This is a genomic window from Thalassoglobus sp. JC818, from assembly GCF_040717535.1.
GTDB lineage: Bacteria > Planctomycetota > Planctomycetia > Planctomycetales > Planctomycetaceae > Thalassoglobus.
Map to the genome: position 1 here is coordinate 370,627 of NZ_JBFEFI010000002.1, position 25,789 is coordinate 396,415.

Sequence of the window (25,789 nt, forward strand, 5' to 3'; positions counted from 1 at the left end):
CAGGTCTCACAGCTCGTTCTTTTCAAACCCGGTCCGGAATGGATTCGAGGAATTCCCATGTATCGCGTCCTTGTCAGCGACAACCTATCCCCAATTGGTCTGAAACTCCTTGAAGATCATCCGGAGATCGATCTGGTTTATGAGCCAGAGATTCACAAGGACCCCAGCGCACTGAAAGAGGCACTCGCGACAGCTGATGGAGTCGTGATCCGAAGTGGAACGAAACTGACCGAAGACGTTCTCAGTGGCCAGAAACGGCTGAAAGTCGTTGCCCGTGCAGGTGTTGGGGTCGATAATGTCGATCTGGTCGCTGCCACACGCCAGGGGATTGTCGTTTCAAATACTCCCGATGGGAACACGCTCAGCACAGCGGAACAGACGATTGCGATGATGATGGGGCTGTGCCGCAATATCGGTCCTGCCTCGCAATCGATGAGGGAAGGTCGCTGGGACCGAAAACTCTTCACTGGGACTCAGCTGGCTGGCAAGACTGTCGGCGTGATCGGACTCGGCCGAATTGGGCTGGCCGTCGCCAGACGTTGCAACGGGCTGGAAATGAACGTGCTCGGCTACGATCCATTCCTGAGTGAAGATCGCGCTGCCGAGCAGAAAATCGAACTCTACCGAGACATCGACGAATTGCTCGTGAAATGTGATCTGGTCACAGTGCACACGCCTCTCACGGACGAGACTCGTGGGCTGATCAACTCCGAACGTCTGAAGAAAATGAAAAAAGGAGTGCGGTTGGTCAACTGTGCTCGTGGCGGAATTATCGACGAAGAAGCCCTTCTCGAAGGCCTCGAATCTGGTCAAGTGGGCGGAGCTGCCCTCGATGTCTACGTGACTGAGAAAGCAGGCGCGAACGACAAGCTCGCGAGCTATCCCAACGTGCTGTGTACTCCGCACCTCGGAGCGTCGACAGAAGAAGCACAGGAACAGGTCGCGGTTGAAGCAGCCGAAATTGTCTGCAACTTCCTGACGCGAAACGAAATCCGCTCCGCCGTGAACATGGTCCCAATCTCCGGGAAAGAACTCGAAGCTGCCAAAGCTTATCTCGATCTCGCTTATCGATTGGGCTTAATGCTGGCTCAGCTGGCAGGATCGGAAGGAATCAAAGGGGCTGAACTTCAGTATCGCGGCGAAGTCACCTCGCAGCCCGTCAAACTGATCACGAGTGCATTCACATCCGGACTGCTCTCAGCTGCACTGGATGATACTGTCAGCATTGTGAACTCCGATGTGACAGCCAAGGACCGCGGAATCGCCATTTCGCAAACCTCGACTTCGGAAACAGGCGCATTCGCCACGATGATCGCCGCGACCGTTCGTACGGACCAACGAGAAATCACCGCAGGCGGCACAACATTCGGAAACGATTTCCTGCGTCTGGTGAAGTTGAACGACTATCAGCTCGACGCATATCTCGACGGGTTGATGCTGATTTATCGCCATAAAGACGTTCCAGGTTTGATCGGAGCGATTGGCACAACCTTCGGCAAGCATCAGGTGAATATCTCTCACATGGCACTTGGCCGTGAGAAGAATGAACCCGGTGGAGAAGCGGTCGCTGTTCTGAATCTTGACAATGCTCCCTCTGAAGAAGCGCTTCAGGAAGTCCAGTCGCACCCCGACGTGACCGGAGTTCAACTGGTCAATCTCCCACCGGCCAAAGCTCCGTTGCCATGGCTGGGTCTGTAGGGAATCTCCTAGCGAGCGAATAATAGACCTCGTCTTGGTGACCGCTGAACCTATAATCGAATGGCCGGATGCAGCAGTGTCCGGTCCATTTTTTCCTTCTGCGAGTCAGCTTGATTACCATGGCGAATCCCCGATCTGTTCGACAGCACCGATCGCATCCGCGACAATACGAACAGAACCGGTTCGTCTATCCGGTCCTGTCTCGACGCAGCAAGGGGATCTCAATCGGAGTGAATCTGAACCCTGACAAAGTATGCAACTTCGATTGCATCTACTGTCAGGTCGATCGACGATCAGAGTCGGTTACTCAGTTCGTTGAGTTCGAACAACTCTTCGATGAACTCGCAGGGATGCTGGAGTTTGTTTCGTCGGGCGAAATCTTCACCGACCCGCGATTCGCAGATGTTCCAGCTGAGTTCCAACGACTCAACGATATCGCTTTCTCTGGCGACGGAGAGCCAACAACCTATCGCAACTTCGATGAAATCATCGAACGAGCTGCTCAGCTGAAAGCGTCTCTTGGGCTCGATGCTGTCAAAATGGTGCTGATCACTAACGCCAGCATGTTTCATCGCCCGGTCGTTCAGCGTGGTCTGAAGCTGCTGGATGAGAACCAGGGTGAAATCTGGGCGAAGCTCGACGCTGGAACAAGCGAGTACTTTCAGCTTGTCGATCGCACGAAGATCCGTTTTCAGCAGGTGCTTGACAACATCCTGGAAGCTTCTCGAGTCCGTCCGCTTGTGATCCAAAGTCTCTTCATGCGAGTGCATGGTGAGCCACCGACATCAGAAGAAATCGAGGCTTACATCGATCGACTCGAGAACGTTCTCGAATCCGGTGGACAGCTCAGCCTCATTCAGGTCTACACGGTCGCCCGCCAGCCTGCAGAAAGCTTTGTTGCACCGCTGCTTGATGAAGAAGTCGATACAATTGCCGAGCGTGTGAGAACGCGGACAGGTCTGGCAGTCGAGTCGTATTACAGTTGATGCCGACGATTCTTGTCTGGGCAAGATCGTTGCTCGGCATTCTTTTCAAAGAGTTTTCTCGAAGAGAGTCCTGTCACGCAAAACTGTTGCGCGGAGTTGAATGGCGTTCAGGGCCATTACCAGCGAAAGACTCCGGTTCCCCAGGTCAGTCCACCACCGAAGCCGCACATCAAGACTGCATCGCCTGACTGAATTCGTCCAGAGCGGACAGCTTCATCAAGAGCAATTGGAATCGATCCACCAGAGGTGTTGCCGTATCGATCCAAGTTGACGAACAACTTTTCCTGCGGAATGCCGAGCTGTTCAGCTGCTGCGTTGATGATTCGGATGTTCGCCTGATGTAAGACGAATTGAGAGATGTCGTGGACCGTCATGCCGCTCTTGCTGAGCACGAGTTCAATCGTATCGACCAGCATGCGAACTGCCCATTTGAAGACGCTGCGACCGTCCATTCGAAGGAAGTGTTCGCCAGCGACGAGTCCTTCAGGAGTCATCGGAACCTTTGTTCCACCAGCTGGTCGATCCAGTAGCGGACCGCCGCTTCCATCGGATCCGAGCTGATAGCAGACCAATCCCTGATGTGGAGTTCCTCTCGTGATCAGGACAGCGCCTGCCCCATCACCAAAGAGTGGGAACGTCCGCTGGTCTTTGGGGTTCACGATTCGGCTGTTCAGGTCGCCACCGACAGCGAGTGCGTATCGAGCGTTTCCGGTCGCGACGAATTGTGCTGCCGTGACAAGTGCATACATAAAGCCAGCACAGGCAGCAGCTGTGTCGAAAGCAGGGCAGTCCAAGCCCAACTGATCCTGAACCAGGCAAGCCGTCGACGGGCAATGATAGTCTGGTGTGAATGTTCCACAGACCAGCAGGTCAATTTGTTGAGGGTCGATTCCAGAAGTGCGAATCGCCTGTCGTGAGGCTTCAATGCACATGTCGCTGGTCGCCATTCCATCGGGACAATGGCGGCGTTCACGAATGCCCGTTCGCTGGACAATCCAGTTCGGGTCACACCCATAGCGTTCATCAAGCTGTTCGTTTGTCACAACTTGATCGGGCAAGTAGGAGCCACAGGCGACAATTTGAACACCGAGAAGCGAACTCGTACGTCGAGTAAACAATGTCTTGTCATTCCCCGGCGTGGGTTTCGCATAATCCTTTTCTGCTATGGTCGCCACGCAGGTCACCTCAGGATTGAGTTCTCACTCCGAGAACAATTTGCTGGCTCAATTCAAACAGTCCACTCCATTATCCGTGCGGTTTTTGGCCAGATATCTGGAGGGAGACGTTCTCACTGCGAACCGCTTTTGATACGGGCAGTGCGATAAATCACTCTGTTTCGGGCAAGACCGACAGCGATCTACGCAGACGGTCTCCCATACACGGGTTGTCAGCATAAACATTTCACCGGACCAGAACCAGTCTGGAATTGATTTCCATGAACGACTCAAGCCGTAATCCCATCGACCGTGAAATCTCGAGAACCAGTCCGAAACGGGGAACCAGGAAGAGGAATGAGATCCCCGTTGATTCACAGTCCGTTTGAGGACAAGTTCCTTCGAAATTTCGATCGATGAGCTTACGGCTACAGCCAGGGTATCGCCCCCGGTCATTCAACGTTGGGTTCTTCAACTGAGTCTTTTAGGCTCAGCTTGACTCCCCCCGGAATCAAACATCAACGTTGAACTGGCTGCTGAAATTGTTGTCCACCTGATTGTGAGGCCGATTGAGCTGGGGCTCCAGTGGGAGCTGCGGGAGTTCCCGTCGGATTCCAGTTGGCAACTGCCCAGATCGGATAGTTTTCGACAACGGTCGAGCCGAGATCCTGAAGAATGACGCGAAGTTTCGCGGATGTCAGGTCCTCGTTGGGTACTGTTCGCTGCAGGACGAACCGTCGAGCCGTTGGAACGTACGCGAAGAACTTTCCGTTTCCAAGCTGGTCGTTTTGGGCAAGTAGGCGCAACAGCGCAGTTTTGGGGACTTCGGCTGAAGTCTTTGGCAGCTCATCCAACCAAGCCATGACCCACAGGTCTTCACCGTTCTGGCTCAGTACAGCGGACATGGAGAGTTCCCACTCTTCCTCCGACATGACCGCCCGAAAAGCAAAATCGTAGCGTTGTTGTTTTTTCTCTGCCTCAATTCCCAAAGCTGCGAGCGACTCGCCGAGCTGTTCTTCGCTCAGCTGCATCGCGGCCTGGTCTTGTGCGACACAAGACTGAGGGGGCAGAATCGACACTCCGACGCCAGTTAACGCTCCAGCGACGATCAAACTCCGCATAAGTTTCATCGACACACACTCCTTTGTTATGTCTGATGCATCAACAATAGTTTCCTGAAATTCAACCGGGACTGTGAACGGGCTGTTCACTTTTGACCAGTGTTGAGGAACTCCAGGCAAATTTGTGACCAAGTCTCAAAATCGTCGCGACTCTGGACGAGTTGCATCGGATCTTCAAACCCTGTTTCTATGATCGACGTTTCGCGAGGGCGAACTTTGGCCGCTTCCAGGTCAAAAACGTGAACAATCCCAAGATGCACACGACCGACATCGGTTTGATCATCGTTGATGAGTGCCACGCAGGATTCGCTAAACCCTGACTCGAGAAAGACTTCCTCCTCAATTTCCCGCTTCATCGCGACCTGATACACATTCGACCCCGATGTTGCGTCATCGGAAGAAATGTGACCGCCGATCCCGATCGAGCGTTTTGAGTGCAGGCGACCCTCCCCCGATTCCTTCCCTCGGCGATAATAGAAGACCTTGCCTTCGTGTCGAAAAACACAATAGGGAATGAGTTGCTTGTAGCTTGGGTCTTCCTCAACTTCGTGTCGAGGGCGATAGCTCACGTAGCTTGGGTCAAGCAATGTTTCCAGGTAGGGCTCAATGTTCGTCGTGTATCCCTGGAAGTGTCCAATTTCATGAAACAACAACGTCGGGACGACTAAAACATGTTCGACAGTCGTCTGGTCCAGTGACATAGAGCCCCTCCTGAATAGGTTGGTTAGTTTTCTGTTCCGAGTAGATTTCGAACTGCTTGCCCGACGTCCTGCTGCCGCATCAGCGACTCTCCGACAAGAATCGCGTGAACTCCAGAGTCTTGAAGCATGAGAACATCGTCATGCGAGTGAATTCCGCTCTCACCGACAAGCAAAATCTCCTCCGGAATGACTTTCCTAAGGTCTGTGCAGTGCTCCAGCCGCGTTTCGAACGTTTGCAGGTTCCGGTTATTCACGCCGATCAGCGGAGGAGAAAGTGCGAGCACACGCTCGACGTTGTCCGGTTCGTAGATCTCGACCAGAGCTTGCATTCCAAGCGAATGTGTGTGCTGATAAAGCTTTCTGAGTGTTTCGTCGTCGAGGCATTCTGCAATCAGCAAAATTGCATCCGCCCCAGCAACGCGCGCTTCATCAATCTGATAGACATCGAGAATGAAGTCCTTTCGAAGGACCGGAATGTCGACGCTTTTGCGGACCGCGATCAGATATTCCAGCGAGCCTTGAAAGAAATTTTCATCGGTGAGGACGCTCAGGCAGGCAGCCCCGTTGGCAGCATATTCAGTTGCGATTTGGACCGGATCAAAGTCCTCTCGAATCAGCCCCGCTGAAGGAGAAGCCCGTTTCACTTCGGCGATCAGTCCCATCGGATGATGGCTGCGGAGCGACTCGACAAACCCGCAAACAGGTGGAGCGCTCGGAATTAATGCTTGCAGTTGAGAATGGGGAATCGCTCGCTTAGCAGCTGCAATGTCCTGAAGTTTCTGTTCAACGATGCGATCGAGAATATTTGACACAGCGCTGTCACAATTACGAGCAGATTTTGGATGGGTTTTCGTCGACTCGCTCCCGAAAACTGCGATTTAGGCAGCGAGAATTCCGAGTGGGCAAGTGCAAGTGTCACAGCTTTAAGATTGGCTGAGGACGCAATGCACTCAGACAATAGCGGACAACTCCCCGGAAAGCAAAAAGGCACGGAAGTTTGTTTCCGTGCCTTTTGTGTGATGTCAGTTTTTGGCGTGAAAGCCAGAAGAACTATTCGTCTTCCGAATCGTCGTCTTCCTGAGTTGCGTCCGCCTGGCTCGCTGTGCGGCAGATTGAACGGTTCAATGCTTCCACTTCGTTCGATACAGTCGGTGGAAGAGGAACGTCGTTGAACTCGGCACTGTCGAAGACGATATCGACAGCTTTTCGCTCGCGGATCTGAGCTTGAAGGTTCTCGATTGAACCGTTCTTGATCATTTTCGCGCGAATTCGACGAGGGTTTTCGCCCCGTTGCATCGCCATTGAAAGAATTTCGACTTCGAGATCTTCTTCGGTCACGTCGATGTTTTCGATCTCAGCAATACGGTCCAGAACGAAGTGTTCTTTGAGGTTCTGGCGTGTCATGCTCAACGAGCGTTGACGAAGATCGTTCTCGCGAGCGAGGATTTCACGTGAGGTGAATCCTGCTTGCTGCATTTCGAGAATCTCTCGCTTCAGGGCGTTGTCGACCTGTTTGGTGACGAGATCTTCGGGGAGTTCCCAGTCGGCAGACTCAGTGATTTTCTCAAGAACCTGACGTCGAATCGCCTGGCGTTGTTCGTATTTGACCTGTCGGTCCAGCATTCCGTGAATCTGGTTTCGCAGGTCTTCTTCTGACTCAACGCCGATTCGCTCGAGGAATTCTTCGTCGAGAGTTGGTGTTTCCATTCGCTTAACGTCGAGGACGTCAAACTTCGCGTGGACTGTCTCGCCCCGCATTCCAATGGAATCAGCCTCCATGGAGACGGTCAGATCAGCCTCGCGACTCTCCCCGGCAGAAACTCCGGTAATGATTTCGTTGAAGCCATCGAGTTCTGCGTCCTGGAATCGCAGTTTTGGGCGAACTCGGATGGAGACGTCTTCAATGTGTGCCAGAGGTTTTCCGTCGTGTTCAACAGAGATGTCGACAGTGACGAAATCGCCATCTTCAGCCGGTGCGTCAACAGGAACCAATTTTCCGTATTGGTCGAGGAACTGGTCGAGATACGCGTTGACTTCTTCGTCGGTCGTTTCCCGAGTCGGACGATCAATCTTCAGACCTTTGTAGGTCGGAAGTTCAAATTCTGGACGCACTTCGACGTCGAATTCGTACTCGAAGTCACCTTCTTCAGGGATGACGATGCTTTCGAGATCGAGGTTTGGCTCGTTGATTGGGTCGAGGTCGGACTCTTCGCCCAACTGCTCGAGGCTTGCCATCAGCACGCGCTGTTTGACCTGATCAGCAATTTCGGTCTTGAAGCGGCGGGCCACGAGGCTTGAAGGAACATTGCCAACGCGAAAACCTGGAACTTCGGCTTTTTCAGAGTATTCGTCCACAACATCATTGAACGCTTCGTCAATCGAAGCTCGGGGGACTGAGACGCGAACGTGCTTTTTGCAAGGTCCGACATCATCAATCGAGACGGTCAGGTCCATTTTCGGCGATTCAGCAAGACCCACATCCCCGGCGGTCTCGGTTTCATCCACGTTTTGTTCGACTTCTTCAGACACAACCATTTCCTCTAACGTGTTTCTCGTAAGGCTCTTTCGAAAAGCAACCTGTGCCACTCTCTTGCCTGAAGATCAGCACTCGCGATTCAATTCTGCGAGGCTTTTCAGCAAGGGCACGACCGAACCAGGGGAATGATAATCAACTTCTCACCTGCCATGGCCAACGTAATTCCCTGAAAGCCAGACTTGGCCGAACGCCTCACAGAGCGTTTGACGAGACACTTCCCATCACATGAACAGACAACCTGAGAAGGCAAAAGAGCGGGTGAAGGGATTTGAACCCTCGACAACCACGTTGGCAACGTGGTGCTCTACCACTGAGCTACACCCGCGTTCGTCCCTCTGGAAATTCCAGAGAAAACCGATGTGGCCAAGCAGTTTAGGCACTGCTGGCTCAGATCGTCAAGGCATCCGTCATCGAATTGCACCACCATTCGCATTGATGACCTGTCCGGTGAGATAATTTGCTTCCTCGCTGACCAAAAATCTCGCCAGATTCGCAAGATCTTCAGGCAAACCCCAGCGTTTCAGCGGGGTTTCTCGCATAACACGTTCTTGCCAGTCATCGCTGGCCTGATCGCCCCAGGCAGTCCGAATCCAACCCGGAGCAATACAATTTACGCGAACCTGCGGTGCCAATGAGACCGCCAGTGAACGGGTGAATCCCATAATTGCATTTTTGGCGGTCGAAAAAAGCTCTGCGCTGTCGCCTTCCATCCCGCGGTCAGCTTGGTCCCAACCGATATTCAGAATTGTCCCGCTGCCGCGTTCTTTCATTTTCTGGCCGACCAACTTGCTCAGCTGCACACTCCCAGCGACGTCGACGCGAAGCAGTCGATCAAGCTTTTCTTGATAATTCAAAGTCGCTCCTTCTCCAGTGAGAAGGTCAACTCCCGCGTTGTTGACCCAGATATCAATTGGGCCCGATGTCTCCCAAACTTCCTCGCAGAACTGCGGGAAAGAATCCGTCAGGAAGTTGGCCTGTACGCAGTCAGCCTCGCCTCCGGTGTCTTTAATTTGCTCGACAACTTTCTGTGCGCTCTCGCGAGAAGAGGAGTAATGGACGACGACTCGTGCCCCAGCTGCGGCGAACTCTTCCGCAATTGCTCTTCCGATACCGGAAGAGGCTCCTGTCACCAAAGCAGTTTTTCCTGCCAGTGACGCAAACTCACGCTGACGGTTGATCATCTGAATGTGATTTCTTCGGGGGTGGACGACTCGCGAATGAATGGAAGCCGCACTATAATTGTTCCGTGCCGCAACGGAAATCTGCTTCGGTCTTGCGGCTGTCTTCAGAACTGGAACGATCGGCCGAGGTCACGATCGGTGAAGGTTGCAGACCGGTATTCTGGATTCATCATTCGTCCTCTTGTCGCGACGCCTTTGATCGATGTTTCAAAATTTCAAAGTGCCTGCGTCGCTGCGCTAAGGTTGTAACATGGCAAACGTACTTGTGATTGGACAGGGTGGAAGAGAACACGTCATCGCGTGGAAGCTCAAGCAATCTCCACACGTTGACAAAGTCTTCTGTGCTCCCGGAAACGCAGGGACGGCAGAAGACGCGATCAATGTCGATATCAGTGCTACCGACAGCGAAAGATTGGCCGCATTCGCTGAAGAAAATGACGTCACTCTGACGGTCGTCGGCCCGGAAGCTCCATTGGTGGCTGGGATTGTCGACACGTTCCAAAGTCGAGGTCTGACAGTCTTCGGGCCCACAAAAGCTGCCGCAGCTTTGGAAGGCAGTAAGTCCTTCTGCAAGGAAATTATGCGTCGGGCGAATGTGCCGACAGCTGACCACTGGGTTTTCACCGACCCCACAGACGCTGTTCAGTTCGTACAGGAACGAGAAGAAACACCTCTCGTGGTGAAAGCAGATGGCCTCGCAGCTGGGAAGGGTGTTTCAGTCTGCTCGACCAAAGCGGAAGCGATCGAAGCCATCCATCACATCATGACGCAAAAGGCGTACGGGGATGCTGGTCGGAAGATCGTCATCGAAGAACGGTTGGTTGGTCAGGAAGTGAGCATCCTGGCACTCGTCGACGGAAAGACGATTGTGACGCTCGAGCCAGCTCAGGATCACAAAGCCGCTCACGATGGAGACACGGGACCGAATACCGGCGGGATGGGAGCTTACACCCCAGCTCCGTTCGCGACTCCGGAACTCATCGATGAAGTGATCGAGCGAATTCTGATTCCGACCGTCCATGCAATGCGGAAGAATGGAACCGATTTTCAGGGCGTTTTGTACGCTGGTCTCATGCTGACTGCTCAAGGCCCGAAAGTTCTCGAGTACAACGTGCGTCTCGGAGATCCAGAAGCACAGCCCGTTCTGATGCGTCTCAAGTCTGACCTCTACGAAATTCTTCTCGCTGCCTCGCAGGGGAAGCTGCGGGATCTTCCCGAGCTCGAATGGGATTCCCGGTCGGCGGTTTGCGTTGTGATGGCATCCGAAGGGTATCCGGAATCTTATCAGTCAGGGCATCCGATCAGAGGACTGGGGGAAGCTGCCGAACTTCCGGACACAAAGGTCTTTCACGCCGGAACAACAATCACCGACGGGCAAGTTGTCAATTCCGGTGGGCGAGTGCTGGGAATCACTTCGCTTGGCGAATCGCTCTCGGAAGCAAAACGAAAAGCTTATGAAGCTGTGAAGTGTATTCGTTGGCAGGGAGCCTGGTGTCGCAAGGACATTTCAGACAAAGCCCGCGAGTAGGCGACAGCCTGCTTGAATTGCCAGCGGCGGCGTCAATGTGCCTTGTGAATTGTGTGCGCGGGTGTTGCAAGAGTTGCGTTTCGCCGGCCACGTGATTGCTTCGGTGTGGCAACTTGCTGTAAAGCTTGCTAGTCGTTTCATTTCCGACATTGCCATTGAACCGATCAACGAACTATTATGAAAGCAGGCTTGAGCAGGATTGCTCAAGCATCTTCCCCCCGGAATCGTTCGAAAGTCTCCATCATGGAGCATGCCATGTGGCACTCGTCCACGTTCAGGTTCGGAAGGTCTCATGAGCCGAGGAATGACTCCAGCAGAAGTGATCGTCAATCGTATTCTCGTCGTTGAAGACGATCGAGATGAAGCTGACTTTTTGAAGACACTTCTGAATAAGCACAAATACACCGTCGAAATTGCCAAGGATGCTGGCCAGGCGCACGCCGCATTTTCCATGCATATCCCTGATCTGGTGATCACCGACGCGATCTTGCCAAACGAAGTCTCAGGGTTTGAAGTCTGTGAACGCTTACGGCAACAGAACCCACACATCCCGCTGATTATGCTCACTGCGATCGACATGGATGATGCCCGATCGCTGGCGTCCCGAATCGGCGTCGATGCGTACATTACCAAGCCATTTGAACCCGAAGTATTGATCCAGAATATCGCCGCTGCTGCAGAAGAGCATTGGCGGAGACGCCACTTCGGAACGGCCAATTCAGACTCTGACAAAGTGCGGTTCGAATGCGGGGAATGCGGCAAGCATCTGAAGGTGAAAACAGCACATCGAGGACGAACCTTGAACTGTCCGCGCTGCGGTCAACCCGTCGTCGTACCGATTCATGACTGAAGCGTGTTTCTATTGAGATCGTACTTCAAGCGGGCACGTCGAATTCGCACGATGCAACAGAAGTTAAACCATGTCAGCCAGTCCGATCGGAGTCGTAAGCAGGGCGTTACAGTGATTAGACTTTGATAAGGCGTCAGATCAGTTTCGAGAGCCGTCCATTCACTCAACTGCGATGCAATGAGTGGCAAGCTTTGAGAGAGTCGAAAGAATGCCTCAGAACCTTCTGCTCGAAATTCAGTCCGGCAAACACAAAGGTCGAAAAATCCGACTGACGGATCGGGAAACGATCATCGGGCGAGGCGAAGACTCCAAGATTCGGATTGGTTCGTCTGACGTGAGCCGTCACCACTGCATCTTGGTCGCTCAGGAAAACAGCCTACTTGTTCGCGACCTGAAAAGCCGAAACGGAACATTCGTCAACGGGCGACCGGTCGACGGGGAAATGGTTTTGCTCGCCGGAGGAACGCTCTCCGTAGGCCCGATGATGTTTCAGTTCATCGGAGATCCAACTGCTGAGACTCCGAGCCCGGAAGTGAAAATTACGATTCAATCACCTGCCCAGCTTGCAGACTCTCTTTCAGATGACGATATTGCCTCTTGGCTCACCGAAAACCAGCTCGACGGGGCAACCGAATCGGATACTGCTGTCTTTGATTCTCCCCCTCCCTCGGCAATCAAAGAGCCAGAGTCGCCTCCTGAAGAAGCTGCGCCCATCTCGCAACTGAAGGCCAAGCGGCGAGAGTTCAAAACCGTCGCTGAAGAAGCGCAGGATATTATTCGTCGGCACAACGAGAGCTTGCTCGACCAACCTCCTCAAGAGACCTGACCCACATGCGGATCATTGCCGGAAAGTTCCGGAGAAGAAAACTCTTCACAAACCCAGGCCTGACAACTCGTCCGATTACCGATCGCGTCAAAGAATCACTGCTCGAGCAAATTCAAAAGCGCATTCAAGGGAAGCGTGTTGCAGATATCTTCGCAGGAACCGGAACGATTGGCCTCGAAGTTCTTTCACGTGGCGCGGAGCGCGTGACGTTTATCGAGAAAGACCGCAAAGCCATTGAATTGCTGCGGGCGAATATCGAGCTGCTCGAGTGTGAAGACGAAGTTCTCGTCTGGCCGGCAGATGTGCTGCGATGCTCTTTTATTCCCAAAGGAACGCAAGCTGAAGAGTTCACGCCTTGGGAAACGGTCTTCTTTGACCCTCCCTATGCGATGGTTCCTTACATCAAGGCAGGGTCGCCGCTGTTCAATTCAATGCGGCGTCTTGCACGCGAAAATGTGACGACGCCTGACGCGACGCTCGTCTTTCGTGTTCCGCGACGTGCTGACTTCGAGATGCCCTCAGAATGGGAAATCGACTGGTCACTGACACGATCAGGTATGACGATTCACATCTGTACGAAATCCGAAACAGCATCCGAGCCCGAGACGGAATCTGAGAACCCTTCGTGACGCATCTTTTCCGTGCGTTTGCGAAGCTAAGCCTCTCGGACTTTGAAGCGGTCGGCACGTAGACTGCAAATTGTGAAGTCACTTGTGCGACAGGCAGACAGTCTTCGAAAAGAACGGACCCTCAGCTCACACTCTGAATGACTTTCAAGAGTGCGTGCGCAGGCTGATTGGGTGCGACTGACAGACAGTTTGAATTATACCGGCCACTCGTGTCCGCAAGCGTGGCATCCAAAGCCGACAAGCGTTCCGGTTCCGGGAATCATCGCTCCATTTCGGCCGAATTGACCATCACGAAGCTCGATCGGATCGACGGTCGTCCGATCGCAATGCGGGCATGTTCGATTTCGGAATTCGAGGCGAGCACGATCTTCAGCTCGCTGTTGCGTCGACGACTTGAGTCGGCCAGCGAATTCGGAGAACGAGTAAATCTCAGGCTGATCACACAGAGCTGGACCAGAGAAGATGGCAAACTGACTCATCCTTGAGTCCCTTTCCTGAAAGACATCTCGAATTAAAGCGTCGCATCCATCGCAACGGCGGTCGGAGTCTACCCGGAGTCAGCCGTTGAAACAACGGTTGCTTGGGGCTGTTTTCGAACCCCTTTTGAGCGATCCCCAAGATGTGTGGCTGGCATCTGGAATCCGACCCACAATCTAGTATTTCGCTATTTTTCTTATCGGCATTTTTTGCCGACAGATTGAGAGAAACTGTCGAAATCCGCACCCCGAACCTGCTGCTTTCACTTGTTCCTCCATTCCGTACGATGCCGAGAGACAGCGCAACTGGTCAACCAAATTGGCCGGCTCTTCAATCGCTGCGGTATGTCAATAGACCTTTCAGGCCTGAAGGGTCTCCACCGACAACTGCAAAGGCTTTCTTCAGAATCGCCAAGCCGATGTCGGGAGTTCTGGGTTCAACACCCGAAGAGTAGTATTCATCAGTGTACGAAAAGCCATTTTCGACGACCTTTTCCTTGATTTTTATCGATCCGGGCAATTCTTCGTATTCTCGCTTGAACGTCCAATCGCCATTGGGGTTTACTTTTACTTGGTCCGGGAGAATTTCCAGCACTGCTTCAATCAACTTGAAGTTCAAGTGTGGGCAGAACCGGTACCTGAAGAGATTGGTTTCAAGTTCGTGGCGAATCCGCTTTTTGTCGAAAACGAATTCATGCTCGGTCTTGAGGAGGCCTCCTTTCTTGAAGCTGCCGTACGAAAACCATTCGCTCCATTTCGTCCAGTCCATGCGAGCATTCTTGCAACCCCAAGTGTTTAACCGTTTCTCGTCGACACCAAAGCAGTACTCGAAGGGGCGGTAAGCGGTATCGCGATTCTCACTGCACCATATGAACCCGAAGACGTCGTCCCAACGTGATTCCAGAGAGTCAACCCAAACCTTGCGATTCCTCATACCTTTCAGGTCTTTGGCTAGTTTGGCAGCTTCGGAGATCTGTTCTTTGGGCCATGCTGCCATGTACCAAGTCTTCTTTCCTTTGACACATTCTGCATTCTCAGGAGCAAGTTTGGCTTTCTTGACGGCGTCCGCAAATCCTGCAGCGGTGGATTCGGAGAATTCAACAGCAATGCCAGTCCTCGGAATGCTGTATTCAACCGCGACAGCTGCCGCACTGTCCGTCAATTCAAGGGAACTCCCACACTCTGGGCAGAATTTGGCGTCCCGCGAAACGGAAGCGGAGCAATTCGGGCAGGCGCGTGAGGCACTCTCGGATTTTAAAGAGGATCGAACTTCAGCCAAAATGAGCTGAAGTTGTTCGTTCGTAATGCCAATCTTCTTCGCGAACTCCAGTACAACAGACTTCTCGGTTTGCTCAAACACTCCGTCTGCTAGAGACACGGAAATCATGTCCTCTAAGTTCGCAATACGTACGGAAAACGAACCAACGAGTGTTGGTGCAAACCCCTCGCTTTGTGCCAAAGTATCGGCTTTGCGCAAAGCCGTTTTCTTTGCTCCGATGTGTTTCTGCGCAAGTTCTATTGCATGAGTTTCATTCGGAGAAACACTGCCATCCACGCGCGAGACTGCGACTAAATTGGCGAGGTACGCGACCTTTTCTTCGTCACTCAAGTTCATCCTATCTCCCCAAACGTGGGCCCAACTTCATCGCTTCGCATCAATCAACTTTGAGGTTACTCTGGGGGTAGGACGATCGTCAAACTCAAGGGGGGGAAGACTCTCACGAATTGAATTCGTCGTATGGATTGATCGAGTAACTCGTTCATCAAATCCTTGAGTTGATGAACGTCTCGAGGTGGGACGACAGAATCGTTCTTTGGTCTAAGTGAACGGGAGTTGCAAACATCCCTCAGCCCGGAGGGACATTCGAGATTTCTGTCGTCAGACGGTGAGCCACGTCAAGTAACTCGAAAAGCAGAGAACAAAAATGACAACGTAAAAAAACTTGCCAACCGCTGAGTTCCAACCTTCGCCCACCTGTTGGGCCAAAATGATTTCGGATGACGTGCTTCCCGTAGAACTGCATGAAGGCTGTTGACAGAATCGCTATCCCGAGCGTCACGTTGTACTTAAATGATCCGGGGCCGTTTTTGAAGAACGTTGCGAAAACGTTCATCGCCAGAGTCAGCTGACAGGTGATAATGCTAATCATCAAGACAAAGATGGCGAACGTCGGTTTATTTCGTTGATAGTAGTATGGAGCGAAACGGGCTTCTCGATGTTTTGGCTGAAGAGCAGCACAGGCAGTTGCATAGCTGCCTGCAAAGAACACCGCACTCGGAAATGCCATCGGCCAACAACCGTTCAAGAAAATCGCAAGAGCGCCCAAGAGCAACCCAACCCAGATGCATGCAAGGCTAATACATCCAGCGAAGAGCAGATGTGGAAAGATTCGTTTCGTTTGCCAGAGCCAATATGGCGGCCGTTGTGGAGGCTCAGAAATCACCACAGTTTCACCAGGCCCGAAGAAGGATTGCGAAATTCGTGTTTGAGTACATCGAAGAATAAGGTCGATTCAGATCGCCGGGTCAGCGTCTAGCGGAGTCAGTTCCATGGAGTCTGCGATTTCGTAGAAGCTCTTTGAGCTGCGGCATCTTGGCATCGAATACCAGCGACCATTGACGAAGGCGACAACCACGCGCGACTGGTATTCCACTCCGTCATAAGAGGTGCCTGCGACGTCGAAGCACATGAATTTCTCTGCGTAGTAGGTGCTCATCATTTGTGACTTCAGGCCGAGTACTCGTTTGTCTTCGGGATCGAACGCTTCGCTCGCGATGACTCTCACCGGATGTTTTCCGTTCATTCTTTTGGGCAGGTCGTAGACGGAATACGATTGATCTTCGTGATGAAATTGCGTCTCGTGGAGACACTCAGCGAATTTCTGAAGTGTGTCGATCGGACCGTCGCAAACTCCCAGTAGCAGGTGCTGAACGAAGTGTTTGGGAGATTCGTTGGCACATCCGTAAAAGTGGCTCTTCGCTGCCCGCTCAGGGCTGTCTGCTCCTTCGCGTTCAAACTCGAACGGCGTCAGCTCAGGGCCCTCAACAGCTGCTCGAGTGTCTATACCGCTCCAAAGAAAAGCAGCGATGGCCAACAGTCCCAGTGGAATGACAATCTGAAGGGGATAGCGTTTCACGATCGAAGGCCTCGATGAAGATTATGCTGGCAGCGAGTCAGGCGACCTTGAATGCGAAATCGGGGGTGCGCATTCGAGTCGCTGAGATGCCAACAGCATGTTGAGGGTGCAGAGGATGCATCAAGATTGTTGCATGGGATGGTCGTGCAATCAATGTTTTTTCAAGGAGTTGATCTGACAGGTCTGGCGATCACGCAAAGCGTCCCAACTCGCCCAGTTAAGGTCAAAATTCGCCAACTACCCGGTCTGCATTGCGGAAGACTCGCTGTGGAAGCGTCGCACGCGATTTTCACGCGACTGAATTGCATTCGTGAAGAGAATTGCGTTTACTGGTGAAACATCCTCGCGTTCCCGCCTTGATTACATGCTTTCCTAAAAGACCAGGTTTGATAATGCTGCGAAATCTCCACCCCCTTTGTGGAATCGTTCTCGGAATACTGCTGGCACCAGCCATGGGCATGTCAGGAGAAATCCAGCTGAAAGAGACCTGGAGCATCGATGGCGATCAACTCGATCACCCAGAAAGCATCTACCTCCACCGGGATTCAGGGTTCCTCTTTCTGTCGCAAATTGGTGGCGGAGGTGGAATGGCGAAAGATGGCGATGGCTGGATCACCAAGCTGACAACAGATGGAAAGATTGTCTCGCACAAATGGGTGACCGGATTGAACGCCCCGAAAGGGATTCGAAGCCACGGGAACACGCTGTATGTGAGTGACATTGATCGTGTGGTGGCTATCGATATTGAAGCTGGGGAAATCGTCAAAGAGTATCTGATTCCCGAAGCGAAGTTTCTCAATGATCTCTGCACCAGCGATGATGGTACAATTTACGTGTCAGACATGGTCGCCAGCCGCATCTATCAAATCAAAGACAACAAAGCGTCTGTCTTTCTGGAAGGCCCAGAACTGGAACACCCCAACGGCGTTCTCGTCGAAGGCGATCATCTGATGATCGGAGGCTGGGGATCAGGATTTAATACGGAGGATTTCTCGACCGAAATCCTCGGTCGATTGAAGAGGATCGACCGCAACTCCAAAGAAATCACCGTCATTACGACAGACCCAACAGGGCATCTCGACGGGATTGAGTCTGACGGTCACGGTGGATATTTCGTGACGGACTGGCGAATTGGAAAGCTGTTTCACGTGAAAGCGGATGGAGCAGTCACTCTCGTGAAGGAGTATCCGCAGGGAGTTGCGGATCTAGCTGTGATCGCAGAGCAGAACGTGATCATCATTCCCGAAATGCTCGAAGGTAAACTGACAGCCTATCAGTTCCACATCGCTCAATAGGGCAGGGTGATCAAACCTGCATCAGTTGAAGTGTCTCCGTCGTCTCTTCGTGAGTCGGTCTGCGGAGACCATCTCAACTTGCTTTACGAGACAGGTGGCGAAATCGAGTCGAGGATTTTTTCGATGACGTTCTCGACCGAATGGTTTTCGGCCTCTGCTTTGTAGTTCAAGAGAATGCGGTGCCGAAGTACTGGTTTCGCAATCGCTTTGATGTCTTCCACCCCGACGTGTGCTTTTCCGTTGAGGAGAGCGCGTGCTTTGGCAGCGAGAATCAAATACTGGGATGCCCGGGTTCCAGCGCCCCAACTCACGTATTTGTTTGAGAACTCCGGTGTCCCCGGCTGACCGGGACGGGATGCTGCCGTAATTCGTACAGCGTAATCAATCAGTTCTCGCGCGACTGGAACTGTGCGAACGACGTTGTGAAACGCCAGCACATCTTCGCCTGTGAAGAGTGGTTCAATCTTCGCTGGTCGGCCCGCCGTTGTTCGTTCGACGACCGTGACTTCATCTTCCGCGGGAAGGTAATTGATCACGACGTTGAGCATGAACCGATCGAGCTGAGCTTCCGGCAGGGGATAAGTCCCTTCCATCTCGATCGGGTTTTGCGTCGCGAGCACAAAGAAGGGTTGCTCCAGCGGATAGACTTGGCCCGCTGCCGTCACCTGATGCTCCTGCATCGCCTCAAGCAACGCAGCTTGTGTTTTGGGAGGTGTTCGATTGATTTCGTCCGCGAGGATCACGTTTGCGAAAACAGGCCCTTTCACGAAGGTCATTTCTCGACGTCCGTGTGAAGTCTCTTCCAGGATATCCGTGCCGGTGATGTCGGCCGGCATGAGGTCGGGGGTGAACTGGATGCGGCGAAAATCGAGATGGAAGATTTGAGCGATCGATTTGACGAGCAGCGTTTTGGCGAGGCCCGGAGCCCCTGTGATCAAGCAGTGCCCGCCAGCGAAGAGCGTCAACAAAACTTGTTCGATGACTTCATCCTGGCCCACGATCACCTTCGCCAGTTCATCGCGAATCTGCTGACGGCTTGCCCGCAGCTTTTCAACAGCTTCCCGTTCTTGCTCGAAGGCGCTCTCAGATGAATCATTCATACTCTCTCACCCCTTAAGCCTTCTTGAAGTGAACTTGGAACTGATCCGGAAATCTCGCGGGTCAGTTTGTTACGGAGTCTTTCATCGATTCGAGAACTCTGTTGAGACAACCACCGAAGGGCATCAAGTTTCCCATGCACTCATGAATCGCTGGTTATAACAACGCAGTCTCTTCTTCGAAGCCGGAAATCAAGTTGAAATTCTGCACCGCAACGCCAGCAGCACCTTTGATCATGTTATCGAGCACTGCTAGGATCATCACTCGACCACGGACCAAACGCACGGTGACATCGCAAAAATTCGTGTAAGCCACTTCTTTCGTTCGCGGCAGGTGATCGACCACGCGCACAAACCTCTCATTGGAATAAAATTCACGGAGAACTTCTTTGAGTTCACTCTCAGTCGTGTCTCGTGCTGGAGTCGCATAGATCGTGGCGAAGATTCCGCGGTCCATCGGGACGAGATGCGGAGTGAAGAGGACTTCGACCGACTTCCCGGACGTATTCGACAAGACCTGTTCGATCTCTGGAGTGTGTCGATGATTTCCCACGGAATAGGCGGAGAAGCTTTCATTGCATTCCGCGTATAACGTCGCGACTTTGGGAGAGCGACCCGCACCGGAAACTCCGCTCTTGGCATCGATGATGATCGATCGCGGGTCAATCAGATCAGCCTTCAAGAACGGAGCGAGTGCCAGAATGGAGGTGCTTGTATAGCAACCGGGATTGGCGACAAGTTTCTGGCCGCGGATCTGATCTCTGTAGAGTTCTGGCAAACCGTAAACAGTGGTTCCAAGGCGAGTCGGATCGGTGTGAACGTGTCCATACCACTTCTCGTACACACTCGGATCACTCAGGCGATAGTCGGCCGAAAGATCGACCACACGCACATCAGCAGCCAGCAGGGAAGGGATGCAATCCATGCTCGCTTTGTGGGGAAGACAGCAGAAGCAGATGTCTGTTTTTTCGGCGATCTCTTCCGGATCAGGATTGGTAAAGTCAACGTTGACCTGACCTGTCAGCGATGGATGCGAGGAACTGACTGGACCTGTCTCAGAGCGGCTCGTGACAACGGTCACTTCTACATGCGGATGCCGTTGAAGCAATCTCATTACTTCGAGTGCTGTGTAACCTGTCCCTCCAATGACGCCAACGCGAACCACCAAGTCTTCCCCTAGAATATCTCGTTTCTCTCTATGACCCGGCTCAGTCTGATCGGGTTCTCTTCATTCTGACGCTTCATGATGTTGGCGACAAGCATGCGCGTCGATTCCTCGGGAATCAGCGTGGAGAGCATCGGTGATCGCAGGAGAATCGTTCATCCAGCGGTGATGAACATGCCAGAGAGTTGACCAACGAAACGGAAACGGTTCTGCAAAGTTGAAAGCGATTCAACTTCGCAGAACCGTGGTCAAATCAATCAGTGGCGAACGAGGACGTTTTCAAATTTGGTTCGCACTGGGAAGAGTAACTTGTTCTATCGAACTCGACATTTGAAGGAGACCCAGCCTCCGGTGTGACCTTCAAGAGGATTGTCGAATTTGAATGTCAGGATTTGGCTGCCCTGACCGTTGTCTTCAGTATCGACGCTTCCATCGAGGTTCGAGTCGACCGAGTCCTCAATGAACTCAAGACGAGGTGAAAGGTTGTCGACGATTCGAACCAGGCTCAAAGGTCGGTCGCCTGTGTTGTCGAATCGAATGGTGAAGGTCAATTCCTCACCCGGTTTGGCAGTGGTTTTGTCGACCGCTTTCACGATCGCCAGATCGCCTGGCTGGCTCTTGTCTTCGACTCCTGTGTAGTCCTGAGCAAAGACGCGAGATTGAACTTCCTGACCGGCTTGATCGTGAGCGTAAATGACGACTCCCTGATCGCCGGTCCAGTCTTGAGCAGCTGCGATGCTTTCACCCAAGGCTGCACGGTCGATCTTGTCGAACAAGCCTTCCTTCAAGAAGACGATGTCCTGATAGACATTGAGAAGTTTGACGTGATGCTGTGGAGCGATGTTCTGATGCAGCGAATCGTCGGCCGCTTTGTGTTCCAGTCCGCTTGCACGTGATCGCACCAGCATGGCCAAGGCTTCGTCCGTATGAGATTTCTCGTCGAGAATCTGCTTGGTGTCCATGCCAGCGAGGCTGACTCGATCGTGGTGACCGGCAACACCGTCGACGTCGATTCCAACTTGTGGAAGCGTGGCTGAGCGGACCGATCCGAAACGTGGTGCATAGACGCAGGTTCGGGTTGAGGGCTTAACTTGCAGTTCGCCCATTTCGTCGACCCATTCCCCGACGGTGTCTTCAGTGTTCAGCCCGTAGCGATCGGATCGATAGTGATAAACTTTGGTGTCTCGGTCTCCACCATCGCAGACGTATTCGTCACCGATGATTTCCGGTCCGATCGGGCCACAAGCACAGAGTCCGCCAGCAACACTTGTTGGGGGACACGTTCCGGTGGGACACTCGACTCCGGAAACCTGTTGGATCGGAGGAGAATGAATGGGCACGCGTGGCTCTGGAGCATATCGAGCAGCTGCCTGAAGTTGAGCTCGTTGTGCGCGCTCAATCACTTCCGCTGATGTCTGCAGGATTTTGTCTGATCCGTAAGGACCAGCGTTCATCGCAGAAGCAGTTCCGGCTGGCATCGCTGCACTGGCAGGTTGAAAGGCCGGGTCGACATGATTCGTTGAAGCAGTCGGGCTCGACAGGAATGGATCTTCGCCTCTCGCAAGTTGTTCCTGAACGGTCGGTGCTGCCGACTCGCGAGCCTGATGATCGAGTTGCGTAATCATTTTTCCGGACGGGTCCACGCTATCGGTGTAAGCGTGTTGAACGCCTTGGCCAGCTTGCATTTGTGATGCTGGTTGCTGATTAAAAGCCGATCGACCAAAAGGGCGAGCAGACCCGCAGGAAGATGCGAACAACAACGCTCCGCCCAGAAGGACAGGAGCTGCAGCACGAAACAGATCGTGATGGGATTGCTGATGGAGTCGACGGAAAATAGTCATCGTCGGCGATTCCTGCTTTTCAGTTGAAAGTGAAGTGACTCAACCGGATAGGTGGGCGAGCGAATTTTTCGTCAGGCTGTCTTGATTTCTGGGGCCAGTTCGAAACGTGCTCTATCGGGCGGGAGAAATTTTGATGGGTGAGCGACTGTAAAACTCGTCGTTCCGTGACATTGGATCCGGAATTCGTCCCCCGATGCGAACGATGGCCATTGGGCGACCGCGTTCATCGGCTGCCTGAAGGAGATTCGTTTTGACTGGAAGATCTTCAACGTGAATCTGCGCCCCTTGATCGAATGGGACGGCAAACTCGGGCTGTTCGAGATATACCACTTTCGTGACCATTCTCTCTTGCAGGACGATCTCGATTTCTTCGCGAGTCAGTTCGACCGGAATCGGGAAGTTCTCCGCTTCGCCTTCGGGCGGGTGCAGTCGATCCAGCAATTCGATGGTTGGGAACAACTCAACGCCTGGGTACTCGGGCATGCCGCTGATTCGAACACGGTAGGTGTGTCCGACCATCATCCCAGCTTGCGAAGGAGCTTGAGTTAAGACAGGACTCTGTGGAGAACCCTGATAGAAGCTGACGTGACCGGCAGATGGAAGCGAGATCTCAACCGGTTGAAAGTAGCCGTACTTCTGAGGGTTGGTCATCAGGCTCCAGCGAGCAGCCTCACCAGTCGGCATCGTCTGAGTGTTCAAGAGAAAATGCCGGTCTTCAGCACCTGCCCACGAGCAAAACAGCACGCCGATGATGGCAATCATGGCTGAGAGTGTTTGTTTCGGAAGCATGATCATTCGCTTTCGACTTGCAACATTGCGGTCGGCAATCAGAACTCGCTCGACCGAACTCAGATAGACAGTGACCGCACACCAAATTCAGTATGCGGTTGAGAAACAAAAGGACCGGGAGTCGAAACTCCCGGTCGTATCGTCAAGATTACTGCTGAGCCCAGGCTGGGACCGAAAGATCGCTTGCTTCGTATCCAGGATGCTTTTCTGTGTACTGAATGTACTTCACAGGTTCTGGCATACGAATTCCTGGCTCATGTCGAACGTCGATCAACATGTCTTCAACAGGACCCGAAACTTGGTAGTCGGTGGTGTTACGCAGTGTGATGGACTGCAGACCAGCTGGACGACCGAGTGGGATGTGTGGAGGACCAGGAAGTCCGATTGGAGTACCAACGTATGGCATTCCGTACTGAGGAACTCCGTTGACACCAGAGATTGGATCGTAAGCAGGTTGTCCAGGACCACCTGAGGTTCCAACCATCATGTCTGAAGGAACTCCACCGCGTCCGATACCTTCGTGGCTTCCGACAGGAACAGGAGCGATGTGCTGGCCTTTTTCGCCGTCAGCATACTGAGTCTGAACGATTTCTCCGTTGGCTCCACGAACTTCGCCGAGCTGTCCTGACTGACCAGGCATTTCGAGGTCCATGTTACCCATTCGGAGGACAGCCATGATTGTTCCGCGACGATCAGCTTCCGTCACAGGATCAAGTCCTGGTGCCAGTCGTGTGGAAACGAGTTCCTCAACACCAGCGATGGCAAGTTCCTGATACTTCGCATCTGGGAGGTAGATGACCTTAGTCACGAAGTTGTTGGTTTCGACCTGATCGAGGTCCTCATCGTTGACTCGCAGCGGCAGAGCGTTGTGCTCGAGGTAGGCTGCTGTTGTGGGATGAGTTGGGTAGATGTGAAGCGAAGGATAGACAACCAGACCTTCACGACCAGGGATGTTGCTGAACTTCAGACGATAGGTTGCAGCCTGTCGGAAGTTGTAGCGTCCTGGAGCCATCAGCTGGTTTTCGGCGAATCCGCCACCGATCTGCCAGCCAACGTGCATTCCCTCTGGACCGAGGAATCGCACTTGTGAGGTTGTCAGGATTGCTCCGCCTGCCCCTGGAGGACAAACGAAAGGTGCTCCACCCGGAGCTGCTCCCATTGCACCCATCGCTGGGCCAGGAACTTGGTGTCCAACCTGCATCACACCAGGGCCGGGGCCTCCGACCATAGGACCAGGATGCTGCAGCGCCGCTGCAGGAGGTGCGTAGTACCGATTTTTGTTAGTTTCGAGAAGCTGTTGTCCATCATGTGCACATCCTACGCACACGATTAGCAGTGTTCCCAAAGCCAGAAAATAGAGTCGCATCGTTTGACCTCTTCCGTTCTGGTCTCGTTGAATCGCTCCAGATTGCGGTCGACCAACAGTGTCAATGACAGTTAAACTGGTTTGTGACAGTGACACCGTGTGTCGACTGCGTGTATTGTCCGGCCGTGTGTCGCGATCACGTTGCGACAGAACAGGCTCATACTCACTTCTTTCTTCGGATCGTTGAGACCTGAACCTTTGGAAAATTCGTCATTTTCGTGCCAACATGCAAAATCGATTCAGTTTGACACTCCTCGTCCTCGTTGCGTTGACGGGTCCGATTTCCATCGCCCTGGCCTGGCCACAGGCAGAAACTCCCCCTGCAGACGAGTCGCAGGAAACGGCGCAACCCGTTGAAGAGGAATCTGTTACAGTCCAGAATGATGAGGCTCTCGGGCTCTTGCGTCAGGCTCGATCTGAGCTGTTCAAACGCGAATCGATTCAGGCAGACCTGTCTCAGCGTGCGACTTTAGGGAATTACCGGTTCGTCTCGTCCGGGAAGTATCTGGCCGGAACGGGGTTCCGAACTCGAGTTGAGTATTTTGTGGAACTGGGGGATATGCAGGGGCAATTCCTCGAAGTTTGCGATGGCCAAATCCTGCATACACGACGGGAAATCAGCAAGAAGCAGCCAGCTGCCGGGGGAGAGACGCCCCAGATTGAACTCAGTCGGCGCGACATCCAGAAGATTCTCAAAGAGACGCAGCAATATCTCGATCTGAGCGAGCCACAGGCAACCGCAGCGATGCGTGCGGCGGAAATTGGCATTGGGGGACTCCCTGCGATGCTGGCGTCGCTGGAGAGGACTTTCATCTTCGATGAAATTCGTTACGAAGATGAAAAAGGGACCCCGGTGGCCATCATTCAGGGCCATTGGAACACCGCAGAACAGGACACCCTGCAAGCCAATTTGGGGGCAATGATGACCCAGGTGGTTCAGTTCCTGCCCGATCGGGTCCTCGTCACCTTTCGAACCGAAGACAGCTTTCCTGTTCGAATTCAGTATCTGAAGCAACTCGCCCAAGACCGAAAGGCATTTCGGCCGATTTTGACTCTCGATTTCAGCAACATTCAGCTCGACAAGCCGATTCCGACCAGAGCGTTCAGCTACCTAGCTCCTCCCGGTATGGAAGAGCGAGATGAAACGGCGGTCTTCATCGAGACCATCAAACTCGCTGCTGGAGGCTCAGAAGAAGCAGCTTCCGAGAACAACGAAGCACCGTAATTCGTCGCTTTCTCAGGACCTTGAAACGGCGATGTATGGTGAGCATTGAGTGCTCTTCGCCCAGCCGATTTCCTGATCAAGCGGCTTCAAAACGAAACAAGAACGGCCCACCAAAAGTGGGCCGTTCTGTCGTTTGATGAACGTGTTTACTCAAGGGGGACAGCAGTCGCTGCTCACATCGCTGAGAG

23 protein-coding genes and 1 tRNA gene are annotated in these 25,789 nt (G+C 53.0%); 8 read left to right on the forward strand and 16 right to left on the reverse strand.

What is annotated here, in order from left to right; all coding sequences use genetic code 11:
* The first annotated feature begins 57 nt into the window (after positions 1-57).
* Both serA and AB1L42_RS05885 read left to right on the forward strand, forming a co-directional pair.
* Entirely contained in the window at positions 58-1,698 is a 1,641-nt protein-coding gene (gene serA / locus AB1L42_RS05880; protein ID WP_367052364.1) for a phosphoglycerate dehydrogenase, read from the forward strand.
* Positions 1,699-1,817: 119 nt separating this feature from the next.
* Positions 1,818-2,684, forward strand: a complete 867-nt coding sequence (locus tag AB1L42_RS05885) for a radical SAM protein (protein WP_367052366.1) — start codon at positions 1,818-1,820, stop codon at positions 2,682-2,684.
* A 116-nt stretch (positions 2,685-2,800) separates the two neighbouring features.
* Here the strand turns inward: AB1L42_RS05885 and AB1L42_RS05890 are convergent, their stop codons facing one another.
* The 7 genes from AB1L42_RS05890 to AB1L42_RS05920 all read right to left on the reverse strand — a co-directional run bounded on the left by AB1L42_RS05890 (position 2,801) and on the right by AB1L42_RS05920 (position 9,377).
* Positions 2,801-3,859, reverse strand: coding sequence for a beta-ketoacyl-ACP synthase III (locus tag AB1L42_RS05890; RefSeq protein ID WP_367052369.1), 1,059 nt, complete (start codon positions 3,857-3,859; stop codon positions 2,801-2,803).
* A 497-nt stretch (positions 3,860-4,356) separates the two neighbouring features.
* The gene (locus tag AB1L42_RS05895) at positions 4,357-4,968 is read right to left on the reverse strand and encodes a type III secretion system chaperone (protein ID WP_367052371.1); all 612 of its coding nucleotides are present in this window, start codon (positions 4,966-4,968) and stop codon (positions 4,357-4,359) included.
* Between the two features lie 77 nt (positions 4,969-5,045).
* Complete coding sequence (locus AB1L42_RS05900; RefSeq protein ID WP_367052373.1) at positions 5,046-5,660, reverse strand: phosphoesterase; 615 nt, start codon at positions 5,658-5,660, stop codon at positions 5,046-5,048.
* 23 nt (positions 5,661-5,683) lie between these two features.
* On the reverse strand, positions 5,684-6,472 hold the full coding sequence (gene trpC / locus AB1L42_RS05905; RefSeq protein WP_367052375.1) for an indole-3-glycerol phosphate synthase TrpC: 789 nt from the start codon (positions 6,470-6,472) through the stop codon (positions 5,684-5,686).
* Positions 6,473-6,710: 238 nt separating this feature from the next.
* Positions 6,711-8,189 (reverse strand): trigger factor, encoded by a 1,479-nt coding sequence (gene tig, locus AB1L42_RS05910; RefSeq protein WP_367052377.1) that lies wholly within the window; start codon positions 8,187-8,189, stop codon positions 6,711-6,713.
* 260 nt (positions 8,190-8,449) lie between these two features.
* Positions 8,450-8,521, reverse strand: a tRNA-Gly gene (locus tag AB1L42_RS05915).
* A gap of 82 nt (positions 8,522-8,603) precedes the next feature.
* Complete coding sequence (locus AB1L42_RS05920) at positions 8,604-9,377, reverse strand: SDR family oxidoreductase (RefSeq protein WP_367052380.1); 774 nt, start codon at positions 9,375-9,377, stop codon at positions 8,604-8,606.
* 250 nt (positions 9,378-9,627) lie between these two features.
* On the opposite strand from AB1L42_RS05920, the gene purD reads away from it, so the two are divergent.
* The 4 genes from purD to rsmD all read left to right on the forward strand — a co-directional run bounded on the left by purD (position 9,628) and on the right by rsmD (position 13,210).
* The gene (gene purD, locus AB1L42_RS05925; protein WP_367052382.1) at positions 9,628-10,905 is read left to right on the forward strand and encodes a phosphoribosylamine--glycine ligase; all 1,278 of its coding nucleotides are present in this window, start codon (positions 9,628-9,630) and stop codon (positions 10,903-10,905) included.
* Between the two features lie 304 nt (positions 10,906-11,209).
* A complete protein-coding gene (locus AB1L42_RS05930; protein ID WP_367052384.1) occupies positions 11,210-11,755 on the forward strand; it encodes a response regulator in 546 nt (181 codons plus the stop codon).
* Positions 11,756-11,963: 208 nt separating this feature from the next.
* A complete protein-coding gene (locus AB1L42_RS05935; protein ID WP_367052387.1) occupies positions 11,964-12,581 on the forward strand; it encodes an FHA domain-containing protein in 618 nt (205 codons plus the stop codon).
* 5 nt (positions 12,582-12,586) lie between these two features.
* Positions 12,587-13,210 carry a 16S rRNA (guanine(966)-N(2))-methyltransferase RsmD gene (rsmD, locus tag AB1L42_RS05940; protein WP_367052389.1) on the forward strand — a complete coding sequence of 208 codons (624 nt, stop codon included), beginning with the start codon at positions 12,587-12,589 and terminating at the stop codon, positions 13,208-13,210.
* A gap of 194 nt (positions 13,211-13,404) precedes the next feature.
* Here rsmD and AB1L42_RS05945 read toward each other — a convergent pair whose 3' ends face one another.
* The 4 genes from AB1L42_RS05945 to AB1L42_RS05960 form a co-directional block, all read right to left on the reverse strand.
* Complete coding sequence (locus AB1L42_RS05945) at positions 13,405-13,689, reverse strand: hypothetical protein (protein ID WP_367052391.1); 285 nt, start codon at positions 13,687-13,689, stop codon at positions 13,405-13,407.
* 328 nt (positions 13,690-14,017) lie between these two features.
* Complete coding sequence (locus AB1L42_RS05950; protein WP_367052393.1) at positions 14,018-15,295, reverse strand: zinc-ribbon domain-containing protein; 1,278 nt, start codon at positions 15,293-15,295, stop codon at positions 14,018-14,020.
* A gap of 238 nt (positions 15,296-15,533) precedes the next feature.
* A complete protein-coding gene (locus AB1L42_RS05955) occupies positions 15,534-15,974 on the reverse strand; it encodes a hypothetical protein (protein ID WP_367052395.1) in 441 nt (146 codons plus the stop codon).
* A 225-nt stretch (positions 15,975-16,199) separates the two neighbouring features.
* Positions 16,200-16,823: a hypothetical protein gene (locus tag AB1L42_RS05960; protein ID WP_367052397.1), complete on the reverse strand. Its 624-nt coding sequence runs from the start codon at positions 16,821-16,823 to the stop codon at positions 16,200-16,202.
* Positions 16,824-17,215: 392 nt separating this feature from the next.
* Here AB1L42_RS05960 and AB1L42_RS05965 point away from each other — a divergent pair, with 392 nt between their 5' ends.
* Positions 17,216-18,118: a hypothetical protein gene (locus AB1L42_RS05965; protein WP_367052399.1), complete on the forward strand. Its 903-nt coding sequence runs from the start codon at positions 17,216-17,218 to the stop codon at positions 18,116-18,118.
* 83 nt (positions 18,119-18,201) lie between these two features.
* Here AB1L42_RS05965 and AB1L42_RS05970 read toward each other — a convergent pair whose 3' ends face one another.
* The 5 genes from AB1L42_RS05970 to AB1L42_RS05990 form a co-directional block, all read right to left on the reverse strand.
* Positions 18,202-19,218 (reverse strand): MoxR family ATPase, encoded by a 1,017-nt coding sequence (locus tag AB1L42_RS05970; RefSeq protein ID WP_367052401.1) that lies wholly within the window; start codon positions 19,216-19,218, stop codon positions 18,202-18,204.
* Between the two features lie 154 nt (positions 19,219-19,372).
* Entirely contained in the window at positions 19,373-20,380 is a 1,008-nt protein-coding gene (gene argC / locus AB1L42_RS05975) for an N-acetyl-gamma-glutamyl-phosphate reductase (protein ID WP_367052403.1), read from the reverse strand.
* Between the two features lie 314 nt (positions 20,381-20,694).
* On the reverse strand, positions 20,695-22,221 hold the full coding sequence (locus tag AB1L42_RS05980) for a DUF11 domain-containing protein (protein ID WP_367052405.1): 1,527 nt from the start codon (positions 22,219-22,221) through the stop codon (positions 20,695-20,697).
* Positions 22,222-22,332: 111 nt separating this feature from the next.
* On the reverse strand, positions 22,333-23,010 hold the full coding sequence (locus AB1L42_RS05985; RefSeq protein ID WP_367052407.1) for a hypothetical protein: 678 nt from the start codon (positions 23,008-23,010) through the stop codon (positions 22,333-22,335).
* 148 nt (positions 23,011-23,158) lie between these two features.
* The gene (locus tag AB1L42_RS05990) at positions 23,159-24,376 is read right to left on the reverse strand and encodes a hypothetical protein (protein WP_367052409.1); all 1,218 of its coding nucleotides are present in this window, start codon (positions 24,374-24,376) and stop codon (positions 23,159-23,161) included.
* A 226-nt stretch (positions 24,377-24,602) separates the two neighbouring features.
* Here AB1L42_RS05990 and AB1L42_RS05995 point away from each other — a divergent pair, with 226 nt between their 5' ends.
* A complete protein-coding gene (locus AB1L42_RS05995; protein WP_367052411.1) occupies positions 24,603-25,601 on the forward strand; it encodes a hypothetical protein in 999 nt (332 codons plus the stop codon).
* The last annotated feature ends 188 nt before the right edge of the window (positions 25,602-25,789 follow it).

Excerpts from the sequence above, each read along its gene's own strand:
- serA (WP_367052364.1), top strand. The coding sequence starts at position 58 with ATGTATCGCGTCCTTGTCAGCGACAACCTATCCCCAATTGGTCTGAAA.
- AB1L42_RS05885 (WP_367052366.1), top strand. The coding sequence starts at position 1,818 with ATGGCGAATCCCCGATCTGTTCGACAGCACCGATCGCATCCGCGACAA.
- AB1L42_RS05895 (WP_367052371.1), bottom strand. The coding sequence starts at position 4,968 with ATGAAACTTATGCGGAGTTTGATCGTCGCTGGAGCGTTAACTGGCGTC.
- AB1L42_RS05900 (WP_367052373.1), bottom strand. The coding sequence starts at position 5,660 with ATGTCACTGGACCAGACGACTGTCGAACATGTTTTAGTCGTCCCGACG.
- AB1L42_RS05920 (WP_367052380.1), bottom strand. The coding sequence starts at position 9,377 with ATGATCAACCGTCAGCGTGAGTTTGCGTCACTGGCAGGAAAAACTGCT.
- purD (WP_367052382.1), top strand. The coding sequence starts at position 9,628 with ATGGCAAACGTACTTGTGATTGGACAGGGTGGAAGAGAACACGTCATC.
- AB1L42_RS05930 (WP_367052384.1), top strand. The coding sequence starts at position 11,210 with ATGACTCCAGCAGAAGTGATCGTCAATCGTATTCTCGTCGTTGAAGAC.
- AB1L42_RS05935 (WP_367052387.1), top strand. The coding sequence starts at position 11,964 with ATGCCTCAGAACCTTCTGCTCGAAATTCAGTCCGGCAAACACAAAGGT.
- rsmD (WP_367052389.1), top strand. The coding sequence starts at position 12,587 with ATGCGGATCATTGCCGGAAAGTTCCGGAGAAGAAAACTCTTCACAAAC.
- AB1L42_RS05945 (WP_367052391.1), bottom strand. The coding sequence starts at position 13,689 with ATGAGTCAGTTTGCCATCTTCTCTGGTCCAGCTCTGTGTGATCAGCCT.
- AB1L42_RS05955 (WP_367052395.1), bottom strand. The coding sequence starts at position 15,974 with ATGGCATTTCCGAGTGCGGTGTTCTTTGCAGGCAGCTATGCAACTGCC.
- AB1L42_RS05965 (WP_367052399.1), top strand. The coding sequence starts at position 17,216 with ATGCTGCGAAATCTCCACCCCCTTTGTGGAATCGTTCTCGGAATACTG.
- AB1L42_RS05970 (WP_367052401.1), bottom strand. The coding sequence starts at position 19,218 with ATGAATGATTCATCTGAGAGCGCCTTCGAGCAAGAACGGGAAGCTGTT.
- AB1L42_RS05980 (WP_367052405.1), bottom strand. The coding sequence starts at position 22,221 with ATGACTATTTTCCGTCGACTCCATCAGCAATCCCATCACGATCTGTTT.
- AB1L42_RS05985 (WP_367052407.1), bottom strand. The coding sequence starts at position 23,010 with ATGCTTCCGAAACAAACACTCTCAGCCATGATTGCCATCATCGGCGTG.
- AB1L42_RS05990 (WP_367052409.1), bottom strand. The coding sequence starts at position 24,376 with ATGCGACTCTATTTTCTGGCTTTGGGAACACTGCTAATCGTGTGCGTA.
- AB1L42_RS05995 (WP_367052411.1), top strand. The coding sequence starts at position 24,603 with ATGCAAAATCGATTCAGTTTGACACTCCTCGTCCTCGTTGCGTTGACG.